26 protein-coding genes are annotated in these 23069 nt (G+C 64.6%); 7 read left to right on the top strand and 19 right to left on the bottom strand.

Translation table 11 applies throughout. The features are described from left to right. Positions 1–52: 52 nt before the first annotated feature. The 10 genes from ACQCVD_RS14180 to ACQCVD_RS14225 all read right to left on the bottom strand — a co-directional run bounded on the left by ACQCVD_RS14180 (position 53) and on the right by ACQCVD_RS14225 (position 7730). The gene (locus ACQCVD_RS14180; protein WP_426824432.1) at positions 53–295 is read right to left on the bottom strand and encodes a hypothetical protein; all 243 of its coding nucleotides are present in this window, start codon (positions 293–295) and stop codon (positions 53–55) included. Next, entirely contained in the window at positions 292–696 is a 405-nt protein-coding gene (locus tag ACQCVD_RS14185) for a hypothetical protein (RefSeq protein ID WP_426824433.1), read from the bottom strand. The genes ACQCVD_RS14180 and ACQCVD_RS14185 overlap by 4 nt, the downstream gene beginning before the upstream one ends. Positions 697–1020: 324 nt before the next feature. After that, positions 1021–1746 (bottom strand): hypothetical protein, encoded by a 726-nt coding sequence (locus tag ACQCVD_RS14190; RefSeq protein ID WP_426824434.1) that lies wholly within the window; start codon positions 1744–1746, stop codon positions 1021–1023. A 694-nt stretch (positions 1747–2440) separates the two neighbouring features. Continuing rightward, a complete protein-coding gene (locus tag ACQCVD_RS14195) occupies positions 2441–2947 on the bottom strand; it encodes a hypothetical protein (protein ID WP_426824435.1) in 507 nt (168 codons plus the stop codon). Then, complete coding sequence (locus tag ACQCVD_RS14200) at positions 2944–3753, bottom strand: hypothetical protein (protein WP_426824436.1); 810 nt, start codon at positions 3751–3753, stop codon at positions 2944–2946. Before ACQCVD_RS14200 ends, ACQCVD_RS14195 begins: the two co-directional genes overlap by 4 nt. 65 nt (positions 3754–3818) lie before the next feature. Continuing rightward, positions 3819–4043: a hypothetical protein gene (locus tag ACQCVD_RS14205; RefSeq protein WP_426824437.1), complete on the bottom strand. Its 225-nt coding sequence runs from the start codon at positions 4041–4043 to the stop codon at positions 3819–3821. An 84-nt stretch (positions 4044–4127) separates the two neighbouring features. Next, complete coding sequence (locus ACQCVD_RS14210; RefSeq protein ID WP_426824438.1) at positions 4128–4343, bottom strand: hypothetical protein; 216 nt, start codon at positions 4341–4343, stop codon at positions 4128–4130. A gap of 903 nt (positions 4344–5246) precedes the next feature. After that, a complete protein-coding gene (locus tag ACQCVD_RS14215) occupies positions 5247–6035 on the bottom strand; it encodes a BRO-N domain-containing protein (RefSeq protein ID WP_426824470.1) in 789 nt (262 codons plus the stop codon). Between the two features lie 583 nt (positions 6036–6618). Then, complete coding sequence (locus tag ACQCVD_RS14220) at positions 6619–6993, bottom strand: hypothetical protein (protein ID WP_426824439.1); 375 nt, start codon at positions 6991–6993, stop codon at positions 6619–6621. A 236-nt stretch (positions 6994–7229) separates the two neighbouring features. Beyond that, a complete protein-coding gene (locus tag ACQCVD_RS14225) occupies positions 7230–7730 on the bottom strand; it encodes a hypothetical protein (protein ID WP_426824440.1) in 501 nt (166 codons plus the stop codon). 525 nt (positions 7731–8255) lie between these two features. Between ACQCVD_RS14225 and ACQCVD_RS14230 the strand changes: the two genes are divergently transcribed. The 4 genes from ACQCVD_RS14230 to ACQCVD_RS14245 all read left to right on the top strand — a co-directional run bounded on the left by ACQCVD_RS14230 (position 8256) and on the right by ACQCVD_RS14245 (position 10825). Beyond that, positions 8256–8648: a VOC family protein gene (locus ACQCVD_RS14230; RefSeq protein ID WP_426824441.1), complete on the top strand. Its 393-nt coding sequence runs from the start codon at positions 8256–8258 to the stop codon at positions 8646–8648. 115 nt (positions 8649–8763) lie between these two features. Continuing rightward, positions 8764–9381: a GNAT family N-acetyltransferase gene (locus ACQCVD_RS14235; protein ID WP_426824442.1), complete on the top strand. Its 618-nt coding sequence runs from the start codon at positions 8764–8766 to the stop codon at positions 9379–9381. 47 nt (positions 9382–9428) lie between these two features. Next, on the top strand, positions 9429–10415 hold the full coding sequence (locus tag ACQCVD_RS14240) for a DNA topoisomerase IB (RefSeq protein ID WP_426824443.1): 987 nt from the start codon (positions 9429–9431) through the stop codon (positions 10413–10415). 56 nt (positions 10416–10471) lie between these two features. Next, positions 10472–10825 carry a hypothetical protein gene (locus tag ACQCVD_RS14245; protein WP_426824444.1) on the top strand — a complete coding sequence of 118 codons (354 nt, stop codon included), beginning with the start codon at positions 10472–10474 and terminating at the stop codon, positions 10823–10825. Positions 10826–10877: 52 nt separating this feature from the next. Here ACQCVD_RS14245 and ACQCVD_RS14250 read toward each other — a convergent pair whose 3' ends face one another. Next, the gene (locus ACQCVD_RS14250) at positions 10878–11339 is read right to left on the bottom strand and encodes a hypothetical protein (protein ID WP_426824445.1); all 462 of its coding nucleotides are present in this window, start codon (positions 11337–11339) and stop codon (positions 10878–10880) included. Positions 11340–11697: 358 nt separating this feature from the next. Between ACQCVD_RS14250 and ACQCVD_RS14255 the strand changes: the two genes are divergently transcribed. Further along, positions 11698–12477, top strand: a complete 780-nt coding sequence (locus tag ACQCVD_RS14255) for a hypothetical protein (RefSeq protein ID WP_426824446.1) — start codon at positions 11698–11700, stop codon at positions 12475–12477. Positions 12478–12490: 13 nt separating this feature from the next. On the opposite strand, the gene ACQCVD_RS14260 is transcribed toward ACQCVD_RS14255, so the two are convergent. The 5 genes from ACQCVD_RS14260 to ACQCVD_RS14280 all read right to left on the bottom strand — a co-directional run bounded on the left by ACQCVD_RS14260 (position 12491) and on the right by ACQCVD_RS14280 (position 17945). Next, entirely contained in the window at positions 12491–13138 is a 648-nt protein-coding gene (locus tag ACQCVD_RS14260; protein ID WP_426824447.1) for an MOSC domain-containing protein, read from the bottom strand. 39 nt (positions 13139–13177) lie between these two features. Continuing rightward, positions 13178–13663: a GNAT family N-acetyltransferase gene (locus tag ACQCVD_RS14265; protein ID WP_426824448.1), complete on the bottom strand. Its 486-nt coding sequence runs from the start codon at positions 13661–13663 to the stop codon at positions 13178–13180. 75 nt (positions 13664–13738) lie between these two features. Further along, positions 13739–14695: an alpha/beta hydrolase family esterase gene (locus ACQCVD_RS14270; protein ID WP_426824471.1), complete on the bottom strand. Its 957-nt coding sequence runs from the start codon at positions 14693–14695 to the stop codon at positions 13739–13741. A 32-nt stretch (positions 14696–14727) separates the two neighbouring features. Then, on the bottom strand, positions 14728–16494 hold the full coding sequence (locus ACQCVD_RS14275; RefSeq protein WP_426824449.1) for an ABC transporter ATP-binding protein: 1767 nt from the start codon (positions 16492–16494) through the stop codon (positions 14728–14730). Further along, positions 16491–17945, bottom strand: a complete 1455-nt coding sequence (locus tag ACQCVD_RS14280; protein ID WP_426824450.1) for an ABC transporter transmembrane domain-containing protein — start codon at positions 17943–17945, stop codon at positions 16491–16493. The genes ACQCVD_RS14275 and ACQCVD_RS14280 overlap by 4 nt, the downstream gene beginning before the upstream one ends. 35 nt (positions 17946–17980) lie before the next feature. Between ACQCVD_RS14280 and ACQCVD_RS14285 the strand changes: the two genes are divergently transcribed. Both ACQCVD_RS14285 and ACQCVD_RS14290 read left to right on the top strand, forming a co-directional pair. Beyond that, positions 17981–18754: a class I SAM-dependent methyltransferase gene (locus ACQCVD_RS14285; RefSeq protein ID WP_426824451.1), complete on the top strand. Its 774-nt coding sequence runs from the start codon at positions 17981–17983 to the stop codon at positions 18752–18754. Positions 18755–18932: 178 nt separating this feature from the next. Then, on the top strand, positions 18933–19565 hold the full coding sequence (locus tag ACQCVD_RS14290; protein WP_426824452.1) for a vitamin K epoxide reductase family protein: 633 nt from the start codon (positions 18933–18935) through the stop codon (positions 19563–19565). Positions 19566–19736: 171 nt separating this feature from the next. On the opposite strand, the gene der is transcribed toward ACQCVD_RS14290, so the two are convergent. From der to ACQCVD_RS14305, 3 genes are read right to left on the bottom strand one after another with little or no spacing between them, the layout of a single operon-like run. After that, positions 19737–21344, bottom strand: coding sequence for a ribosome biogenesis GTPase Der (gene der / locus ACQCVD_RS14295; RefSeq protein WP_426824453.1), 1608 nt, complete (start codon positions 21342–21344; stop codon positions 19737–19739). Next, on the bottom strand, positions 21341–22078 hold the full coding sequence (gene cmk / locus ACQCVD_RS14300; protein WP_426824454.1) for a (d)CMP kinase: 738 nt from the start codon (positions 22076–22078) through the stop codon (positions 21341–21343). Before cmk ends, der begins: the two co-directional genes overlap by 4 nt. Continuing rightward, on the bottom strand, positions 22075–23028 hold the full coding sequence (locus ACQCVD_RS14305; RefSeq protein WP_426824455.1) for a pseudouridine synthase: 954 nt from the start codon (positions 23026–23028) through the stop codon (positions 22075–22077). Before ACQCVD_RS14305 ends, cmk begins: the two co-directional genes overlap by 4 nt. Positions 23029–23069: the final 41 nt, after the last annotated feature.

Below are 23069 nucleotides of genomic sequence, written 5' to 3' on the forward strand. Positions count from 1 at the left end.
CTGGTGTGTGCAGATGGTTGTGTAGGAACTTTCATCTTCACACCGGGGACCCCTATATGTTGTGGTGACCCGCTGAACCTGCCGTGGCCTCCTTCACCCCGCTACGCACTCCGAAACCGGAAGAGCCCGTTATCCCGTGGTCATGCTGCCCGGTGATCTCCTCCACCTCCTCGGTCAATGCCCCGAAGTAGGACCGGTAATCCTCCGGCGGGAACATCTCCAGGGCTACAGCCGGAACAGCGGCTGCAATCCTCTCCGGACTGGTGGGAACCTTGCGGGTGCGTCGAACGGTCACTGCCGACCCCACCGTCCGGCAGCACCAGCCTTACCTGCCTTGGAACGGCGCTCCGCCTTTGCCGCCGTCTCCTCGTCAGACTCGGGAAGCCCCAGCGACTTCATGAGGCTGTTCAGGGAACCCCGCTGCTGTCTCAGCTCCTGGATGAACGGGTGAATAACTGCCTGCCCCATGCTGCCCTTGGCAGTCAGGGGTGCATCTTTCTTGGCTTCCTCCAGTGCCTCGATCTGGTCCACGGTGCGAGCTGCCTGCTCCAGGATCGCCAGCTTGCCGGGCTCGTCTGCGAAGTCGAACGTCGTGTTAATCCGCGTCCATAGCTCCAGGCCGGCATCTCCGAGATCTTCGGGCGATGCTGGAATCGTGTCCGGGGTGATGTCGGGGACACTCTCTAGATTGGTCATTGATTGGTTCCTCTTCTTGGTTTTATTGAAAAATGGGCAAAACTAATCGCATGCACCCTGGAGTACGCAGTCACCTCCGGTCTCACGGGTCGGGGCGGGGGCATACCCCCTGGGATGCACACACTCGCAGGAAAGTCAAATCCCACCCTCACCAGAGGGTGTTCAGCGGCCTCCAGTGGCCCTGTGCCGGCCTAGCAGGGACCACCTGGAGCAGAGGGTGGGCAAGCGTTCCCAAGCCCTCAGGAGGACACACAGAGCGCCCTGCCACCCCGCAGGGCTACCCCGAGAACCTCCTCTGCCCGGCAACCCCTCCCAGTGCAGGGGCTACTGGACCCAGGAGGTGGATGCCTCCCGGTTACGCTGGGTTGCTTCTTCCGGGGTGGACAGCTCGAACTCAGCGCCGTGCTCCAGGGCGTACCGAATCTCCGGAGCGATAGACACAAACGCTGCATCGGCCTCCTTGAAGTCCGGGGTGTACTGGACCGCGTTCCATGACTGGGCATCGCTGGATGCCAGGATCAGGTGGTTCAGGTTCCAGGTCTTGGAGTCGTACCGGATTCCCTGGATCAGGTTGGGCAGGTTCACGCTCCAGCCCCGGGAATCCTTGAGATCAAACACAGCTGCTCGCACATCCTGGAGCGCCTTGAACTCGGTCGGGGTGAAGTTCAGTACGTCCTCGTTGGTGAACTCGTCCGGCAGCTTGGCGACTGCGGCGGTGTACTTCTTAGCAGCCTGCTCGAACACGGTGCGCTGGAACCCGAGGTAGTGGTCCAGGTTGTTCCTGACAGCGTGGGTCAGCTTCCCCCGGATGCTGTTAGCCCCGGTCTCCTTGGCCTTGGCGGTAGCTTCCCCGGTGGTGGCGTTGAAGCGAACAAGCTCTTCCATCACCCGGTGGGTGTGCTCCGGGTTGGAGAGATTGGCAAGGCTCGGCGGCTGGTGATCGAAGCTGAGCAGCTGCTCGTACGCCTCCAGCAACGTGACAACCTCCTCCGGGTGGTCGCCGGACAGGTTACGGATCAGGTCGATGGTGAAGTGGGCATCGAAGTTCATGGTGTATTCCTCCTGGAATAAGTAGTGCCCGGTACCCCTAGGACCGGAACCTCTGTGAGGACCGGGTTGCTGGGTCCGGGCTGGTGAATGAAATGAGGCCGGCTGATGGGCCGGCTCTCGGTGAGTGGAAAGGGGGCTTAGAACCGGGAGCGGCTGTTCATGCTCCGGAGCCCCATGATCTGTTCCAACAGCGGATCTCGGTTCCGGCGTTTACGGGCCGGCCCTCCCGCTCCTTGCGATGGATCGGTTGCGGTTGCCCCTCGGGGAAAGGACTTGGTGGCCCCGTTGGTCCCGTCGGGAGCGGGGCGCTGAACCTGTTCGGTGCTGCCGGCCTCTCCTGCCAGGGCAGCACTCAGGGCTCCAGCAGCAGAGGGGCGGTGCTGGGCAGATTGCCCGCTGAGTGCCCGACTGACTGCGTTGGTCACCTGACGACCGTTAAGCGGCGTGTGATTGGTCATGGTTGATCTCCTTGCTGGTGTTGTGGGCCTCGGCGTTTCCGAGCCCCTCTCGGTGGGGGTGGGTATCGCGCCCGCTCAGGGCTAAATTCCCCAGAATTGGACGGGGGTGGAGCGAACACGATCCCTGTTGCATGATGGATGGTGGTGTGCATCTACCCCGGATGGTTGGTGATGGTGCTGTTCATCGAGTTGCACCGTGTTTGGGTTGACTTCTCGTGATGAAGCTGCATTACCCTTTACGTCACCCCCGCCAACTGTGGTGTTTGGCACTCGTACTCTTCTGGGCCTAGCTGCTCTGCGGTGATGGGTTCCAGGTTGTCCAGACAGAAACCCCGGGCCGGATCAACGAGATCCACCCCGATGACTTCGGGGCGGTTGCCCCAGTGCTCCCGGATCTCCTGGGCAGTGATGCGGTGTACCGGGACACCGGCTCGGCGGGCAGCACGGCGAGCACGGGATACAGCGCTGGGAAAGCCTCGCAGGCTCCCGCTCTTCGGCGGCGTTGCCCCGATCAGCTCAGACCAGGAATCGACCGGAGCAGTCTCCTCGGTACCCTCCCGGAGCCCTCGGGCCTCCAGACTCTCGCAGGCGAAGCATTCCCTGGACCAGTGCCGGGGCACTGCCGGCCCCTGGAGCGAGATCCTCCGGAACTGCCAGACCGGGCGCTCTGTCAGACACCCGGCACACAACAGCCGACCCTCGGTTAATCGCCGGATCTGGTGGTCAGCTTCTTCTACGCTCATTCTTCCTCCTTGTACTCGGCAACCGTGCGGGTGCTCTTGTCCAGGTTCGCTGCCACCGTGCAAGGAAACAGGTTGTCCAGGACGTGACCACCTCCCCGGCTGATCGGGGTGCCGTGGTCGATGCTGATGGTGGAACTGTTCAGCTCCTCTCCGGTGAAGTAGCACCGGGTGCTGTCGATGCCCACCGATTCCCAGTAGCTCAGGATCTCCTCGGTGGTGATGGACTCAGCCGGGTTGCCGGCCTTGATCGCTCGTTGATAGCCGGCGTACAACTTCTTCACCAGAGGCCGGCGCTCTCTGTGATCGCGGTGGTACTCCTGGACATACTCGGGGTGCTCAGCTGCCCAGGCCCGGGACCGCTCCCGGTGCTTCTCGGGATCTTCGGCGTACGCCTCCCGGCGACGCTGGAGGATCTCTTCCCGGTTGGCCTCCCGGTACTCGGCACCGCGCTTGGCAACGCACTCCTTGCAGTAGGAATCCCCGGAGTAGAACCCGGTCTCCCGGCTTAGTACCTCCAGGCAGTCGGGACAGGCTTTCGCCCCGTAGGTGCCCAGCATGGTCTGAACCCGCAGCGGCGGTTTCTGCTCACCCTGCTCAGTGAGTACGTCTTTCAGGTGCCGGGTGAACTGCTGGAGCTGTTCCGGCGTAGCCGGCTCCTGGGGCAGCTTGTTCTCTCGGTCCAGCTGCTTGATGCGGTCGTGTTCTACCTCCCGGCGAACCTTGGCGACCCAGCCGGGACGCTGGGACCAGGGGGTGATCCTGCTTCTCATGTCTTTGAGATCTGCGAGATCTTGCTTGATGGTCACGGTCTCTCCTTAGTGCGGGCATGAAAAAAGCCCCGGCCAATGTCGGGGCTGTGCTTCGGCGGTGGTTAGGTCAGCTGGTAGTTCTCGGCGTGATCGACGGCATCCACCAGATCCGCTGCCAGCTGTCGGATGCCTGCAAGGCTCAGCGTGTCTGCTCCCTCGACTCGGACAGCCTCTCGGTCGCCGTAGGCGTACACGGTGAATCGTCCACCGGCATCTTCTCGCTTGATCGTGAGAGTGGGGTCAGCGGCGGTGAGGGTCTCGGTAACGCTGCGGTCAAATTCGTTCATGGTGTGTTCTCCTTCTGGAATGTGAAACCCCGGCAACTTTCTGCTCCGGGGTGATGATTGATGTGTCTCGATAGGGTCATTGGTTCAGGGATCCGGCTGATCCCGGAGGATGGTGGCAACGAGATCAGCAGCCGGCGTAGCAGTAAGCTCCTCCCGGGTGATTCCGAGGAGGCCGGCTAGTTCGTCGCTCCAGTCCCGGAGGCGGGCCTGCCGTCGCCGGTAAGCGCGGGTTGCCTGCTGCTGGCTGGCTTTGAGCTTGCCGCTGTCGTACCGCTCCGGCTCGTGGTTGTGCATGGTCATAGTCAATCCTTATGAGTATGGCGTTATATGTGATAGGCAAATGAAAAGCCCTCCCAGCCAAGTCTTTTGGACTCGACCGGGAGGACTTCAGCACAAGGAGGAGGATCAGCAGATCCGGGGTTGCCGTATCGCTGTCTCATGAGACCACTTTCCGTTAACCCCTGCCCCGCGTGGTGAGCGCGTGGCAGTACCAGGAACCACCCTGGAGAGGTCTGCCAGAGCAGACCGCACAACGCACCTAGATCGAGGATGTTAAACCTAGATGCGCTCTGCTGGCCTGTTCCAGCTCAGTAGCTCATGCTCCTTGGTAAAGCTTGGACCACCACCAGGAGATCAACCGGAGCTTGGAGTGCTCCGGGATCTGCAACCGGTGGTAGTCGGTCTGTCGTGGGAGACCTGGAGGGGTCTCCTCGTACGTCGGGCTCACTACCCCGAGGCAACCGGTTAGCTTCATCTGGCAACGCCAGCTGTCTCTTCGGAGGATCGAGAGCCTCAGAACGTTCCAGTTCTGTGGCAGTCTCTGCCTCCGGTCGGATGTCTCCCACAAGGGAGACCTCCTTTCTTCGGAGGTTGAATCCTGTTAAGGACAGAACTAGACACCCGATCCCTCTTCGGGGATCGAGTTCTAGGACTGCCCTGTAGTGAGTGACCGAACTGGTGAGGTCACGAACAACCTTCACTCAGTGGCGGGCTTGGTGCCCGCCTACTCAATAACTCAGTAGGCCGGCTTGGGGCCGGCCTCTTAGTGAGAACGGAGTGAGCCGTTCGAGGCTCTCTTCGTTCGCCTCTCATATACTAGATACGTGTAACATGTCCACTTTTGTTACATCACCCCCTTCTTTTGTGTCATGGCTCACTGGTAAATACCCCTTACTGGGGGTGGCTCCTTCGATTCATCGACTTCTAACCCGTACACAGGAGGGTGGCGCGGGCCGTGAGCCTGCCACCGTAGCCGGTGATCCGGAGGAGGAAGTCCCTCACCCCCTCCCGGAACTTCGGATCTCCGGAGCAACGGCAAGGGGCAGGCGAACGAACAGAGCAGCCCGAGCAGAGCGAGGCCCTTTCGTGAGCCGCTGCAACCTCTGCCGTATTCATGTCTACTCCCAGACCATTCAGGATCTGGGACATACGAGTCAGGGTGATGAAGTCTTCTGAAGCCTCCACAGCTTCTGCCATGCGAACCTTCGGAGCGTCCAACTCTCGCTGCTGCTCCAGCTGCTTCCGCTTGGTCTGTTCATCCTTCAGGTTCTGGGCCAGGTTAATCAGAAGATCAGGATCAAACAGAACCTCTTCCAGCTTCTGCTCGGTCAGGTATCCGCCGTGCTTGCGGATGGTCGGGATCACCTCGGAGGTGACCCAGCGACGGAACCTCTTTGCCTGCGGCTTGCGGCTGTCCAGGATCACATCGTAGAGACCGGACTCGTTGACGACAGTCTTGTTCGGGTTGCCAATACCCCCTGCCATATAGTGGGTATCCACATCGTCGCTGTTCATCCTGGGTTTTACGTTATCGGTTCGCAGTCCCAGAACCTTGCACACATCTGCGAGGACGAACCAAATCTCATTGTCGATAGTGACGGTGCGGACGTTCTGCCCCTCGAAATCGAAGGGGATGGTCTGGTCGTTCGCATCCTCTTCTCGTACAGGGAGATCAACGCTCTTAGCGCTCTCCAGAGCGTCGTATGCGTCGATGTGTACCGGCTTGGTGTAGGTGTAGACCTCTTCCCGGAGGAAGTTAGCGAACTCCTGGCTCTTCCGCTTCCGGGTCTTGGGAGTTGGGAACCTTTCCTACCTCCTCGGTATCAGAGCCATTGCACCTCCCCCGATTCGTCACTGTGACTCTTTGCTTCGGAGTCCCTCCCTGCCCCACGGTGGAGGGTGGTAACCCTGGGCAAGGACATAAGGAACAAAGATCTCCCTGCTTGGTGACCCCCCACTGCGGTTTCCCACTTTTGTCCGCTTTCCGTCGTCACCCCACGGCGAGTAGCCCCGTGTCCCTTGAGCGGACGCGGGGCTCCCACTATGCACCTAGTCAAAGTTGATCGGACTTCGGTAGGTGGCTCCAGACCGGTCTACTGGAGCGCTTGAATTGCATTGAAAGCACTGTCACCGGGCACCGTTTGGGAATCGTATTGTGGCTGGAACTGGTGCGACTAAACAGCCGGGGTGGTTAATGGTTGTGGGAGGAGTACGTTCCTCCCGTGGCGTATCAGCGAAGCAGAACACCATCACGCCCCACGACGCGGAAACGGTCATGGGACACGAAAGTGCGCTGCTACAGCCGCGCGTAAACCTCGACCCTTGAACCGTTGTCCAGCTCGTCCAACACCTCGGCGTAGTAGTCACCGGCAGTGAGGAACTCGTCCAGTTCCGGTGTCCGCTGCTCGTCAAACACGAGTACGCGATCCTTGGTCATGGTGATCCCTGGCGTGGCAGCAATCTCCCACTCGTCCGAGGAACCGGGTGCCTGAACCCAGAGGGCACCGTCAACAACACGGACGGGGCGGCTGTCGCCAGAATCGAACACCGCCACGGCCTCACCGTTGCGGGTTTCGAGCACTGCGGACGCCCTCAATCCGGGTTCCACGCTCACGACGTAGAGCCGGGCTCCGGAGAGGGAATCAGCAGGGGTAGAAACGGGGGTAAACACTTCGGAATCTTCCTGTGGCACGTATGTGGCACGTGCCGGTGTAGGATCACATCCAGAGCTAAGTGTTTTGCATATCCCCTGGTAGTGGATCTGAACTTCTCCGGAATCGGGGGTTCGTTCAAATCCTGTCAGTCCGACCGGTAATCAAGGCCAGAAGGTTTCTCTTTCTGGTCTTTTATTTTTTGGCCAGGCAGGGTCCAGGCGCACACACGTCGTGCTCTCCAATCTTCTCTTGTTTAACGGGAGCACTGCTTGAACTCGTCCATCGGGACAACTTTACTGTCGCTCGTGATAATCACCATGCCAGGTTGAAGCTGTTGAATGTCTCCGATAGTTGCCGAGACCTGAGATGCTTCAGCATCCTCACCTTGAACGCGGGTGCCGGCTATTAAGAGATGATTGGGATCGTCAGGAATCTCGTACTGCGATTCAATCTGCCAGTCCTCTTCAACGTGCTCAAGATCAACGGAGAATAAGTCTGGGTGCCCCTGCTGAGAAGTAAGGCTTAGGTACACCGGGTTTTCCGAGTAATCACCGCGGTCTTCCAGCGGTCCTACTACATAGACTTGATCTATCGGGAGCCCGCAGGGCTGAACCAGAACTGAAATATCCCCGGCTTCCGAGAGGCTGAACGCCGTGTGTCCGCGAAGATCGGTCTGGATATTATTCCCACACCCCACCAGCACACCCGCGCTCAAATACGCGCAGCCGAGGGCCAGGAAGAAGCGACTAATCATGTGGCCAGCATAAGCTGCTGGGCCCGGAGTTTTAACGCTGCAGGATCTTCCGGAGCATCTGCGGGCCCCAGAGATCCGGGTCTTTGCCGGCACGGTTTTCCGGGTACACGACCCACGCTGCGGTCGCCCCGGAGGTGGGGCGCATGGTCGGACGTACAGGCCCATAAAAGATTAAACCAGCGGTTCACCCCATCCGGCGCTCCCAGGGCCGCGGAAAACATCCCCTGAACAACGCGAACTTCCTGGTCTAAGTGTCAAGAGCCAGTTTCCTTCTTCACTCCCTTCACAAGAAGATTGTTGTCCGCTGGGGAAGACAACAACCGGGCCGGGCGGGGTTTTCGCGGAGGGCGCAGTCGCTAAAATGAGGACGTGAGGACGGAAGAACCCCTACCGTGAGGAGATTTCCTCCGGCCAGGGGAAACAACCGCTTTTTCCTGCGTCACTGCAGCAGCTGGAAAAAGCCCTTCAGACGACCGAGGCCTGACTCTCAGTAGACTGACTACCTGAAAGCGAGAGGTTGACAACATGGACAACTGGAAGCCTGCCTCCTACCCGTCGATGAGCCCGTACTTAATTTGCCGCGACGCGGAAAGACTCATTTCTTTCCTTGAGGCCGCATTCGACGGGGAGGTGCAGCGGCGATTCGAACGGCCTGATGGATCGCTGATGCACGCCGAAGTAAAGATCGACGACAGCATCGTGATGATCGGCGGCGGTGCCACCGAGACCACAGCTGCACTCACCCACATACATCTCTACGTCGAGGACGCTGTGGCGGTCTTCACACGGGCGGTCGAGGCTGGGGCAAAGATAATCCAGGAACCTATGCGCAAAACCGAGGATGACGATCTGCGCGGCGGCGTGCAAGACCCCTGGGGCACGATCTGGTGGATCGCAACGCAGTATCAGGTGCAATAACCACGAGGAAATGACCACCCGTGAGGACCTCCCGATATGTGAGGTGATCTTAGGAAAGAGCTATCCCCTAGTCCAGAAAACACTGACCCCGCCCGTCGCGCCTATCCTGGGCACGGTGAGCATTTCCATCAGAGCGGCAACACAACAGGACATTGCGCCGGTGACCGAGATCCTCGTCGAGGCCTTCCGCCAGGATCCGGCCTTCTGGCGCATCGTCGGCAACCAACCGAACTCCAGTGAACTCCTGCGTAAGCTTTTCACGCTGCAGATCGAGAAGTTCTATCTGTCGTCCGGGGTCGTGGATCTCGCCGTATCAGACGATGCCGGCATCGTGGCGGCCGCGCTCTGGGAGAAGCCTGATGCGATTGTCCCCCTGTCGCAGCGGGTCTCGAAGGCTGCCGGCTTGGTGCGGTTACTGGGCGCCTCGACGGCCCGTGCCCTACGGCGGGAACTGCAGGTTGACGCCTATCATCCAAAGTTTGCGCACTGGTACCTCTACGCCATCGGCACCGGCTCCAGTGCACGCGGGAAGGGGGCGGGATCGGCGCTCCTGCGTCACGGTATCGCCAGGGCCGGGGATGACCCCATCTATCTGGAGTCCTCCGCTCCGCGGTCGGCCTCGCTCTATGAGCGCCACGGCTTTGTTCCACTGGGTCGCATACCGAACAATGATGATCTGCCGGCGGAGCTGGCGATGTGGCGGCCCGGGGTGTTTGCTGCCCAGGGCCGGTGAAACCTTAGCTCCGGCACGACCGCCCAGAGACGCATAAGCTTTTAGCCATGTCTGCTTCTCGAGTTCGACTCCGCCGCAGCGATACCGCCAAGCCCGGTATCACCCGGCGTCGCCGCGGCAAAGGTTTTTCTTACCACCTCCCCGATGGCACGAAGATTGACGACGCCGAAGAGGTTGAGCGGTTGAAGAGCCTGGCCATTCCACCGGCCTGGCAGGAGGTCTGGATCTGCCAGTATCCGAACGGGCACATCCAGGCCACCGGCGTCGACGATGCGGGGCGCAAGCAGTACATCTATCACGCGCAATGGAAAGAGAAGCAGGCGGACGAGAAGTTCGACCACATCCTCGACGTCGGTGACGCCCTGCCTTCCGCTCGCCCCAAAGTCACCCATCTGCTGCGTAGCGGGGAAACGGGTCCGGACAAGGCTTGCGCCATTGCCTTCCGGCTGCTGGACTCCACGGGTGTGCGGGTGGGCAATGAAGAGTATGCGACCGAGAACGGCTCCTATGGGCTGACCACGATGCTGGTCCGCCACATCGAGCCCGTCGGGGACTCACTGCACCTGGAGTTTCCGGCAAAGTCCGGCCAGTACGCGAGCGTCCAGACCCGGGACGCTGATCTGGCCGCGGCGATGGCACCGCTGCTGCAACGCCCGAAATCCCATACGGCGCTCGCATACCGGAGTAACGGCACCTGGCACACCCTGAGTTCCGGGGACGTCAACGACTTTCTCCGCGAGATCAGCGGCATCGACATGACTGCCAAGGACTTCCGCACCTGGCACGCCACGGTGATCGCGGCGCGGGCCCTGGCGAAACACGATCCCGCCGCAATGACCACGAAGAAGGACCACCAGCAGGCGATCCGTGCAGCCGTGGACGAGGTGGCCGAACACCTGCAGAATACCCCGACGATCGCCCGGAACTCCTACATAGATCCGCGCGTGATCGAGAAGTTCGAGGCCGGCGAAGTGCTGCAGACCAGGACCTACCGCCAGGCGGAACGCGGACTGCGGGAGTTTCTGACTGCCTGATCCGCCCGGCGGTGCCATACTTCAGGGACGGTTTCCGTCACGGGAGGAAGAGGTTCATGGCGCGCGATCAGACACGTCCCCGGAAGACCCTACGGATCATCGCCTGGGTGGTGCTCGGCTATTTCTGGGCCGTTCAGCTGCTTCTGGGGCCTTTCGAGCAGACCCGCGACACCTGGATCATCAGCCTTTCCGTGGCGGTATTCGGTCTGCTGGTCGCCCTGTGGGTCCGGGACCTCTGGCTGGGCGTGTTGGCGGTGGCTGCCCCGCTGGCCGAGTATGTGCTGCTCTTCGCCACCAGCGTCGCCACGGTCATTCTGCAGTGGCTGCAGGCCGGGGTGAATCTGGTCGCCGCCCAGATCGGCGGCGAGATGGTCTTCCCCGACCCCCTCAGCTTCTCCATCCCCTTCTGACGGCGGGCCAGCCCGGCTGACCCGCCGTCGCGGCCCCCTTCACCCGGCGGGGTCAGCTCACGACAACACCGTCCGCAAATCTCCGGACAGCGACATGGCACTCCTCGGGCTCGCCCCAGCAGACGCTGAGGTTTCCCCTGGTTCCGTCACCGTGATTGACGGCCAGTGATCCCCCGCCGGCCTTGTGCCAGATGATCTGGCCCCGGTAGGTGTCGTTGTGGTGGAGTTCCAGGAACTCCTCCCGTCCCCTGGCGGCGGCCTCGGCGGGATCGGGGAATTCCGGGAGTCCCCCGGCCCCCTCTCCGACCCCAGCCGCGAAGAACTCCCTGACGTGCGCGGCGTCGTGGTTCCAACCGCGGTGTCGTCGACCACCGATCAGGACGTCGAACCAGTGTCCGTGAATGGCAATCAACTCCACCGCCGCCACCTCGGAGGGGTTTTCCCAGCAGTGCCGCGCCTGGATGAAGTGGACGTTGTGGCCGGGACTGTAACTGGTGCACGAGATGTCAGACATCGTGCTGCTCCTTCTGCTTGTCGCTGTTTCCCGCGCTGCAGGTTGACAGGCGGGCAGATCTTCCCTCGGGGGCACCGAAATCAAACGAGCATACGGTTGCCAGCCAGCCGGCCGAAGGGCCTGTGGACTTCAGATGCAGCATCTGCGGGCTGAGCTTCTGGATCTACGGCACATGCTAGCCCACTCCCCGGACACCGGTGAACCCCCGCCCACTTCCGTCTAGCACGTACGTTCGCCAGAAAATCTGTATCCATCGCACGTCTGGGTGACCCCGCGGGACAGCTGGACGCGACAAGTTTCTCGCGGCAAAGTACACTACCCGCAAGTTGTCACGAAAATATAACAGAATGGAAACGAAATGGTAATACGAAAGGCAGGCGTTTTCGCCGTTGCCCTCCTCACCATCTTCTCGGTCCTCGTCATGACCCCACAACCAGCTTCCGCAACGCAGCTGCACGCCCCCTTCTCCGCCAGCAACGGCATGTCCGGCAATTACCACGTGATCGATGACCACGTCGACTACTCCCGCCCCGTGGGTCTGATCGTCCAACTTCACGGCGACGGTGCCGGCGAATTCCAGAACTACCCCAACGGGCACGGAAAACTGACTCAGATCCAGCCGGTGGCACAGCGGCACAACATGGTGCTGCTTTCCGCGCGCACCCCCTCCTTCGAGGAAGGCGACCACACCTGGTGGGCCGGCAACGGCACCGCGAAGAGTGACTATCTGGCCGAGCTCATCAACGTCGTCGCCTACGGAAACTACCCCGTCGACCGTTCCCGCGTCTGGTTCAGCGGCTATTCCGGCGGTGCCGAACAGCTGACCTACCACTTCCTCTCCCGTCATCTCGGCCTGGTCTCTGGTGGCGGCGCGCTGATGACCGGGGGCGGCGGAGCCCGCGGCCTGCTCAATTCCCCGCTCCAGACCCGGCCGAACTTCCGTCTCCACTGGCTGACCGGCACTGATGACCGCACTGCGAGCTTCTGCGGCACCTGCGCCGCCGCAACCGGGATCGCCCACTACGTGCCCCAGGGCTTCATCCGCAGCACCATCGACGTCCGCCAGGGCTACGACCACTACGAACTCCAGGGCCTTGAGGCTGGAGTCCTGGACCAGCTGATCAGCGGGGCCATCTAGTCACCTCTCCCCCTCAGCCGGCGATCCTCACGAGTTCCTCGTGATACCGCCCTGGGAGGCAGCCCGCCGCCACCACGCGGCGGGCTGCCGTTTTGTCCCCCATCTTGGCACGGAAGGCGGTGGCCATGTCGATGTTGTGGTCGGGTGCGGCCAGAAGTTCCAGCCGGTCCCCGGGCGCGATCACCCCGGGCTCGATGACCCGGAAGTAGGCGCCGGGCTGATACCGGTTGGTGAAGGTCTTCATCCAGCCGCGCTCCTCCAGCCAGCCACCGAAGGTGCGGCACGGCCGCCGCGGGACCGAGACCTCCAGCAGTGCCGTACCGGCGCGCACCCGTTGATTGATCAGCACTGTGCCCAGATCAATCCCGGTGGTGGTCAGATTCTCGCCGAAGCTGCCGTTGCCCAGTTCCCGGCCGAGTTGGGCCTGCCAGTAGTCCAGTTCCTCCCGGGCGAAGGCATAGACCGCCTTCTGGGCGCCGCCGTGGTGCCTGCTGTCTCCCACCACGTCCCCCACCACCCCGGGGCCGTCCCCGTAATCTGGGCCGGGCTCGAAGACCTCGATGCGCGGGACCGGACGCTTGTCGATGCCGCTGACCCGGTCCTGTCCACCGGGATCCGGCCGGGGCCGCGCGAGGTTGGTCGAAAGGACTTGGGCTGTCATGGCGACCAGCTTATCCGGCTCCGGCTCGTCCGCCACGGATCACTTCGGCCCAGCGGCCCAGGTGTAGCAGTTGTGCCCGCCGGAACGGGAGAGGAGACGGAACCCACGCCGGACCAGGGCCCGGGCCGAGGTGGTGTTGTCCGGCGCCACCTCGGCCAGCAGGACGGAGCAGCGGAAAATCACCGGAAGCAGTTCCTGCGCCTGTGTGATCACGGCTCCCGCGATACCCCGACCCCACTGTGCCGGTGTCACCCAGTAGCCGATCTCCACCCCGGCTTTCCGCCTGGTGGCCGTCAGCAGTCCCACGGCCTGCTGACCGTCGTCGGCCAGGAACCACCGTCGTCCCCCGACCCGGCACACCGAAGCATCTTCCAGCGCCGTGGTGACCCGCGGAGAAATCTGGGCTGCAGACCACGGCTGGCCGTCCCCGATATGACGGGTGACCCGCTCATCGGTGGCCAGGCCGGTGAAGAATGCCCGGTCGCGGTCAGTGAAGGGACGCAGGGAGAGAACGGGGCTGGGCATCGGTGGCCTTTCCTCCGGAAGGTCGGTTTCACCACAGCATAGGGCCGGAGCCTGGCCCGTGCCCTGCCGGGGCTGCTACCCGGTTGCAATGCCGAAGAACCGCAGGATCTCCTGGCTGGCGTAGTCCTTCGGCACGTAGCCGTAGGTGTCCTCGCGGGCGCCGGGCCACACGTGTCCGCCGCCGCCGATCCGGATGTGGGTCAAGGGGTGGCTGCAGCCGGTCCAGTCCTGGCGCAGCGCCCAGGCGTTGACCCGGCTCGTGTGAACCTGTCCGGAGCAGGTGTTGCGCTCCGCGGCCGCCCCCACCACCTGTTCCACGGAGGCGTAGTCCGCGCCGTGTCGCACGCCGCCGTAGTAGCCGATCACCGGGTCGGTGGTGCCGTGGATGTCGAGCAGCGCGATCGGGGTGTCATCGCAGTCGCGGAAGATGGTGTCGTAGTAGGCGGCCGCCACGGACGCCACCCCGGCGAACTCCTCATTCATCCGGCAGCCCAGCAGGGCGGAGAAACCACCGCCGTTGGAGAAGCCCGCGGCGAAGACCCGGGAGTCATCCACCCGGTAGGTCGCGCGCAGCGCAGCCAGGATGTCGGAGACGAACTGCTGGTCCTCCCCCGGCTTCACCTCGGCGTAGGGCGCACCCTCCCAGGCGTTGTCCACACCCTGCGGGTACACCACCAGGGCACGGGCCGCGTCGAAGCCGGTGTAGGAACGCGTGTTGTTGGCGCCCTCTCCCCAGCCATGGAACGCGAAGAGCACCGGCCACTGCCCGCCCGCGCGGTAGTTCTCCGGTACCGAGAGCACAAACTCCCGCTGCCTATCCGAGGACTCCAGCTTGATGGTGGCGGAATCCCCGGGGTTCGGGCCGTCGATGCTCGGGGCGTCGGAGGGCACGCGCTCCGGCAGGGTGACCGTCGGCGGGGCCGGGGCCTTCTCCGAGTGCTCGGATCCGCCGCTGGCATAGGTCTGCAGCACGATCCCGCTCAACAGCAGGAGGACCGCCAGCACTGCCAGAATCAACGCCGTTCTGCGCATCCGCACTTTTCCGTCCTCGGTGTCACGTTCCGCTACCTGCCCTGCGACCAGGCCGCCCACAACCGGTGGTAGCGGCCGCCGGTGGCCAGCAGTTCCTCATGGGTGCCGGACTCCACGATCCTCCCCGCGTCCATCACCAGCACCTGGTCCGCCCGGGCGGCCTGGTCCAGACGGTGGGCCACCACGAGCGCGGCCCGGCCCCGCGTCACCTCATCCGCCCCGGCCTCGAGTGCCCCGGCACCCGCAGAGCCGGCCTCCGCGGTCGCCTCATCCATGACCACGACCTTGGGATCCAACAGCAGAATTCTAGCCAGCGCCAGCTGTTGCGCCGCAATCGGCTCCAGGACGACGCCCCGTGCCCCGACCTCGGTGTCCAGGCCGTCGGGCAGATCCGCCAGCCAGTCCGCCCGCACCCGCTCGAGCGCGGCCAACAGCTCCTCATCAGTGGCACCGGGTTTGGCGAGGGTGAGATCTTCTCGCAGCGTACCCGAGAAAACGTGGACATCCTGGGAGATCATCGCCAACCGCGCCACCCGGTCGGTGTCGGACAGGGAACTGACCTCCACCCCGTCGATGGTGACCCGTCCTTCATCGGGGATCCGCAGGCCGGCCAGCAGAGCGGCGACGGTGGTCTTCCCCGCGCCGGAGGCCCCCACCAGGGCGATGGTCTCCCCGGGACGGATCCGCAGGCTGACGTCCGCCACCGCCCAGGAGTCGCCGTAGCTGAAGCTGACGTGGTCCATGTCCACGTTGCCGGCCCGCGCCGGCGCCCCGGAATCCGGGACCGGTTTCGGCGGGTCGACCACCACGCCGACGATCCTCGCCAGCGAGGCATAGCCGGACTGGATGGTGTCCAACACCCGCATGACCCCCATCAACGGCCCGCGCACGCGGATCAGCATCAGGGCCGCGGCGGTGACCGCCCCGACGGTCAGGGCTCCCTGCCCGACCAGCCAGGCACCGACCAACAGCGCAACGAACAGCATGAGGAACTCGCTGAAGGTGATCCAGTTCTGCAGCACCAGCATGGTCACCCGGGCCTGCAGTCCGTTCTCCACCACACCCGTGGAAGCGTGCCGGATACGTTCGTGCATCATCGGCTCCATCCGGAAGGCCCGCACCGTGGCGCGCCCCCGGATGGCCTCGAGCACGCGCCGGGCCCGTTCCGCCATGGAGCTGCGTTCGGCGGCATAGCGCTGCGGGGCCTTGCGCAGGTACTGCCTGGCGGCGAAGTAGTACACCGGCGCGCAGAGCACCGGGATGAGCATGAACTGCCAGTCGATGGTGAACAGGGCCACCGTGGTGGCGGCGATGGAGAACACCGAGCTGGACAGGATCGGCACGGTCTCGGTCACTGCGGTGGACAGTTCGGCGACGTCGTCGGTGGAGCGACTGACCAGGTCGCCGGTGCCGGCGTCCTCCACACGGTGGACCGGCAGACCGAGCGCCGTGCCCACCATGTCTTCACGCAGGTTCGCGATCAACCGCTCGCACAGCCGGGCCAGCAGGTAGAAGCCGGAGGCACTCAGCATCGCCGAGAGCGCGGCGGCGATGACCAGGCCGACACCGACACTGCCCAGTCCCGCATCAGCATTGCCGGCCACGATGTCGATGATGCGGCCGAGCAGGCGCGGCACGGTGACATTGGCCGCCGCCCCCAGCCCGAGCAGCACCACCGCGAGGATGAACTGCCGGCCGGCCCCAGGCACGGAACGGATGTGGTGGACCAGCTCCCGGCGGACCTCCGGCCACCGGGCGATCGGGAACCTGAGTTCCGCCTCGGTTTTCAGGTTGCTCATAGCGCCACCTCCACGGCGTCGGCGACGGCCAGCCAGGCCGGCGCATTGGTGAAGACCAGGGTTTTTCCGGTGCGGTGCGCGGCCACGCGTTGCGCGATGGCCTGTTCGGTCACGGAATCCACCGCGGTGGTCGGGTCCTGCAGGATCAGCACCTCGGGATCCGCGGCGATCGCCCGGGCCAGGGCCACGCGCTGGCGTTGCCCGCCGGAGAGCATCCGGCCGGACTCCCCGACCTCGCGGTCCACCCCGCCCGGGATGTCGTCGCAGGAGGCCGTGAACAACGCCCGCTCGGCCCGTCCGCGGTCCGGGTGGACGTTGTCGATCACGCTGCCGTCGAACAGGTCAGCGGCGTGCGGGGCCACCACGGCGCGGTGCCGCGGCAGCAGCTCCAGTTCCTCCGGCATCGCCCCGCGCACGACGGTGAGCCCGTCCGGAAGGGCGGCGACGGCGGCGTCGTCGAGCTCCTCGGCCCGGGCCGGGGCGGCGGTGAGCACGTCGACGATGCGCCCGGCGCTCGCCGAGGCGGAGGCCCAGCGGGAGGCGAGGTTCTTACCCAGCATGGTCATCGGGTGGATGATGAACTGGGTCAGCCCGACCGCGGTGATGAGCTCGCCGATGCTCATCGCACCGGTGCGGGCCATGGCACCGGCCGCCAGGGCGATGCCGATGACGTAGATCGCGCCGGTGGCCTCCGTGGTGGCGTTCAGCCGCGCCTCGGCGGCGTTGGCGTTGACGGTCTTTTCGTAGGCGGCGTCGGAGACCCGCTTGTAGCGGCTGCGGACGGTGACCACCGCGCCCAGTCCCTTGAGGATGCGCAGTCCCTCCACGACGTCGGTGGCCGTCGCGGCGGCCCGGGCGAGTGCCCGTTGGCGTTTGCCGGAGCGTTCCCGCAGCGGTGTTGCGGCCTTCAGCGCGATCCAGACCACCAGCGGCCCGCCGACCAGCACGGCGACCCCCAGCGGCACGGAGATGCCCAGCATCACGATGCCGACGTAGATCACGGCGGTGATCTCGGCGACGGGGAAAACCGTCATCATCACGACGTCGGCCACCCGCTGGGTGTCGGCGCTGGCGATGGACAGCAGTCCGCCGGCGGTGCGCTTCTGCCCGGCCATCCCGCGCGGATCCTGGATCCGGTCGGTCACCGCCATGCGCAGGTCATGACCGACCAGGAGGGCGGAGCGGTTGAGGAACCACCGCCCGCACCAGCCGGCCACCCCGTTGATCAGGAAAATCCCGGCGAGCAGTCCGCACCACAGCCACACCCGGTCGAGATCGTCGATCGCACGGCCGATGAGGATCGGGGTGGTGGCGTTGCACACGAACACCAGGGACATCAGGATCGCCGAGTAGATCGTCCAGGGCCGCTGGGAGAGCGCCGTCTTGATCAGCCACCGGCGATCAGCTGGGCCAGGAAGCTTGGAGACCGGTCGGTCGGAGGCGATGCGCATGGCTGCTGATTCTAGCCCGGATATGGTTTAACACGATGAACAGCTACTCCCCCCGTTCCCGCCGCGATCTCCCGCGCTTTCCGGCCGAAGCCGAACGCATCCGCGCCGGCCGTGCCTTCGACACCGGTGCCCGCCGCTACGACGCCGTCCGCCCAGGATATCCGCCCGAGGTGCTCACGCTGCTCGCCGGGCACCGCCAGATCGCGGACGTCGGTGCCGGCACCGGAAAACTCACCGCCCAGTTGCGCGACGCGGGCCACGAGCTTGTCGCGCTCGACCCGAGCCCCGACATGGCCCGGGTGCTGCGGGAGCGGGTGGGCGTGCCGGTCTGGCGCGCCACGGCCGAGGCGACCGCGCTGGCCGACGCCGCCGTCGACGCCCTCGCCTGCGCCCAGACCTGGCACTGGGTGGACGTGGACCGGGCCAGCACCGAGTTCGACCGCGTGGTCCGGCCCGGCGGCGCGGTCCTGCTGGTCTGGAACAATCTGGACGTCTCCCAACCGTGGATCCTGCGGCTGAGCCGGATCATGCACGCCGGTGACATCCACAAGGAGGGTTTTCTGCCGTGGGTTTCCGCCCCCTGGCGTATCGACGAAGTCCTGCGCACGACGTGGACGCAGTACCTCACCCCCGAGCAGCTCTACCTGCTGACGCAGACCCGCTCCTACTGGTTGAAGTCCTCCGCGGCGGTCCGGGAGAAGGTGACCGCCAATCTGCGCTGGTACCTCTACGACCGGCTGGGATTCCAGCCCGGCCAGCTGCTGGCCGTCCCTTACCGCTGTGACGCCTTCGTGCTGCGGCGTCCCTGACGTTGCCCGGGATCGGCCCGCGGCTGTCCCGTGGCACTGCGGTTGTGAGCAAGACAACGTCCCCCACCGTCGTGGAGCTCTCCGGTGCCGTCCCAGCGGCGGCTACCATGCGTGATAGACCCCGGTCGCCCGCCGTTGTTCCGACTATCGGGCGGCCACCGTTCTGAAGAAGGACCGTATGACGACCGCACCCACGAACCGCAGCCCGGAGAGATTCCGCCGCCCCCTCGGAGACCGCTCCTACGGGATCCTGATGGTCCTCCTCGGCACGATCGGCCTGATCTTCTCCACCGTGCTGATCATGGAAAAGTTCACCATGGCGGTGGATCCGGATTATGTCCCCACCTGCACCTTCAACTCAGTGCTGTCCTGTGGTTCCATTCTGGACTCCGCCCAGGCCGCGGTCTTCGTGATCCCCAACCCGTTACTCGGGATCTTCGGGTTCACCTGTGTGATCGTGGTCGGCATGGCGGTGCTGGCCGGCGCCAGGTTCGCCCCCTGGTTCTGGATCCTGTTCCTGGCCGGCACGTTCCTGGCGCTGCTCTTCATCCACTGGCTCGCCTTTGAGAGCCTGTGGTCCATCAACGCCCTGTGCCCGTGGTGCATCGTGGTGTGGGCGGCGACCATCCCGATCTTCTGGCTCACCTTCCTCAACGTCCTGGCACCGGAGCACCCGGCTGAGGCCACCACCGGCGGCGAGAAACTCCTGGTCTTCCTGAACCAGTACCGGGAGGTCATCTGGGCTCTGTGGTACCTGCTCTTCTTCGCGGCCATGTACTTCCGTTTCGGCAACGCGTTGTTCGGCCTCTAGTCAACCGGTCTCCTTGCCTCCGCCCCTGAGCTACTTCGCTCCGGGGCGGTTTTTCTCGCCTGCAGCCCCTCGGGTGCCTCCGGGAAAGCCCCACCAATGCGAAAGCCCGCCGTACCGACCTCCCACGGGGTAGGACACGGCGGGCGCAGCGGCCGGGGTAAAAGCCTGCGGCTACTTCCGCTGACGCCGCTCCCGGACGCGGACCGCGATGCGGACCGGCGAGCCATGGAAGCCGAACTCCTCCCGCAGTTTGCGCTCCAGGTAGCGGCGGTAGCCGGCATCCAGGAAACCCGTGGTGAACAGGACGAACACCGGCGGACGGGTGGAAGCCTGGGTGGCGAACAGCACCTTCGGCAGCCGCCCGGCCTGCATGGGCGGCGGATTCTGGGCGATGGTGGCGCGCAGCCAGTTGTTGAGCTGCCCGGTCGAGACCCGCTTGTCCCAGCTCTCCAGGGCAGTTTTCATCGCCGGTTCCAGCTTCTGCAGGGCGCGGCCGGTCTTGGCGGAGATGTTGACCCGCTGGACCCAGGGCAGGTGCGCCAGCTGGAGGTCGAATTCCCGCTCCAGGTCATCACGGCGGTCCTCGTCCATCAGGTCCCACTTGTTGAAGGCCAGGACCAGAGCCCTGCCGGAATCCAGCACCATGTTGAGCACGCGCTGATCCTGCTCGGTGATGGACTCGGAGGCGTCAATGAGCATGACGCAGACTTCAGCGGCGTCGATGGCACCGCGGGTGCGCAGCGACGCGTAGTACTCGTGCCCGGAGGCATTCTTGACCTTCTTGCGCAGCCCGGCGGTGTCGATGAACTTCCACAGGGCGTCATCCAGCTGCACCAGGGAATCCACCGGGTCGACGGTGGTCCCGGCGACATCGTCCACCACGGCACGTTCCTCACCGGCGAACTTGTTCATCAGCGAGGACTTGCCCACGTTCGGCTTGCCCACCAGGGCCACCCGTCGCGGTCCCTCCGTGATCGAGGTGGCACGCGGGGTCTCCGGGAATTTGGCCAGCACCTCATCGAGGACATCGGCGCCGCCGCGGCCGTGCTGGGCGGAGACCGGCCAGGGATCGCCGAGGCCGAGCGCGTAGAACTCGGTCATGTCCGCCAGCTGGGAATCGGAGTCGAACTTGTTGGCCACCAGGAGGACCGGGACCTCCGAACGCTGCAACTTGCGCGCCATGATCTCATCGGTCTCGGTGATGCCGACCTTGGTGTCCACCACCATGACGATCACGTCGGCCGTGGCCATCGCCACCTCCGCCTGACGGGCGATGGCGCCGTGGATGCCCTTGACGTTGGGATCCCAGCCGCCGGTGTCCTGCACCCAGAAACGCTGCCCGCCCCAGTCGGACAGGTAGGAGATCCGGTCCCGGGTCACGCCGGGGAAATCCTCCACCACGGCCTCACGTCGGCCGATGAAGCGGTTGACCAGGGTGGACTTGCCAACATTGGGCCGACCGACGATGGCGACGGTGCACAGCGACTCCTCGACGACGCTGGGACGCTCCACGCCGAAGACGCGCTCCACGTCCTCCCAGTCCTCGTCGCTGAAGTCGTCGCCGTAGTCCGCCTCACCGAACTCGGACTCGTCCAGGTCCTCATCGAACTCGAACGCGAAGTCGGACTCCTCGAAGTCGCCGGTGGCGTAACCGCCGCCGGGCGCGAGTTCCGACTCCTCGATAAACACCCCTTCGGCGGCCATCTCGCCGCCGTCGGTGTGGAAGACGAACTCGGTTTCCGGTTCGTCGTGGGACTGATCGTTGCGCTTGTCGCTCACGATGTACTTCCTTCCCGGTACTGGGCGTGGGTGAGATCCGAATCCCGGACCAGGCCCACGAGGTGGTCGAGCACCGCGTCGATGCTCATCTCGGAGGTGTCGACGATCTCGGCGTCGTCGGCCGGACGCAGCGGGGAGGTCGCCCGCGAGGAGTCCGCGGCGTCCCGACGCTTGACATCAGCCAGCACCTTCCCAAAATCGGACTCCCGGCCGGCGGCCAGATCCTGGTCGTGGCGGCGGTGGGCGCGCACCTCCGCAGAGGCCGTCAGATAGGCCTTCACAGGTGCGTTGACCAGTACGGTGGTCCCGATGTCCCGGCCCTCCACGATGGCGCGGTGGGCGCGCCGCGCCAGGTCCCGCTGAAGAGCCACGAGATTCTCGCGCACCTCCGGGATCGCGGAAACGGCGGAGACGTGTCGGGTGACCTCCGGGCCGCGGATCTCGCCGGAGACGTCCTCGCCGTCGAGGAGCACCTCGGTAGAGTCCGGGTCGTCGGAAAGCCCGAGCGGCAGATCGCGCGTGGCGGCGATGACGGCTGCGGCGTCGGCGGGGTCGATGCCGGCGCGCAAGACGGCGAGGGTGGCCACCCGGTACATCGCCCCGGTGTCCACGTAGCGGGCGTCCAGGCGCTTGGCCAGGGCCCGGCAGGTGGTGGACTTGCCGGTGCCGGACGGGCCGTCCACGGCGACGATCAGGCCGCCGTCGACGGTGTTGCTCAACTGCTGGTCAATCACATTCCCACCGCCTTGTACAGGCTCGTCAGCTCGGATTCGTTCAGGGCCCGCAGCGTGCCCGGCTTCTGCTCGCCGAGCTGGACGGTGTGCAGTTTGGTGCGCACGAGCCGCTCGACCGGATAACCTGATTCCTTGAGCATGCGGCGCACGATGTGCTTGCGGCCCTCATGCAGCTCCAGCCGGATCAGGGACTTGCCGTTGTGGGCGTCGATGACCTGGACGAAATCCGCCTTGGCCGGACCATCGTCGAGTTCGATCCCGTCGCGCAGCAGCCGGGTCAGGGACTTGTCCGCCTCCCCGACCACCGTGGCCAGATAGGTCTTGGAGACCTCGTAGCGCGGGTGCATCAACCGGTTGGCGAGTTCGCCGTCGTTGGTCAGGAGCAGCAGCCCCTCGGTGTCGGCGTCCAGACGGCCGACGTGGAACAGCCGCTGGCCGGAGAGGACCTTTTCACTGATCAGGTCACCGACGCAGGGACGGCCGAGTTCGTCGGACATGGTGGACTGCACGCCGTGGGGCTTGTTGAGGATGAAGTACTCCAGATCCTCGTTGACCTTCACGCGCACGCCGTCGACGCGGATGACGTCACTCTCCGGGTTGACCCGGGTGCCCTGGGTGGTGACGATTTTTCCGTTGACCTCGACGCGGCCACGGTCGATCAGGATCTCGGCGTGGCGGCGGGACGCCACCCCGGCGCGGGCGAGGACCTTCTGCAGGCGGATGCCCTCGTCGGCGGGGTCCGCCCCCTGCTTCGGGGCGGCGACGTGCTGGCGCCGGGCCGGTTTGGCGTTGGAGAGCAGGTCCTCGTCGCGGCGCTGGGCCTTGGGCTGCGGTGTGGCGGGGGGACGGCCGGAGTGGGTGCTACTGCGACGGCCGTGGGAGCCGCCGCGGCCGTTGCCGCGGGAGCCCTTCTTGTCCGGTGTGCCGTCTCGGCGAGCGGGTGGAGTCACGAATCGTGTCCTAACTTGAGGTATGAAATTGAAGTGCTGCG

Source organism: Corynebacterium halotolerans (assembly GCF_050107895.1).
GTDB classification, from domain to species: domain Bacteria; phylum Actinomycetota; class Actinomycetes; order Mycobacteriales; family Mycobacteriaceae; genus Corynebacterium; species Corynebacterium halotolerans_B.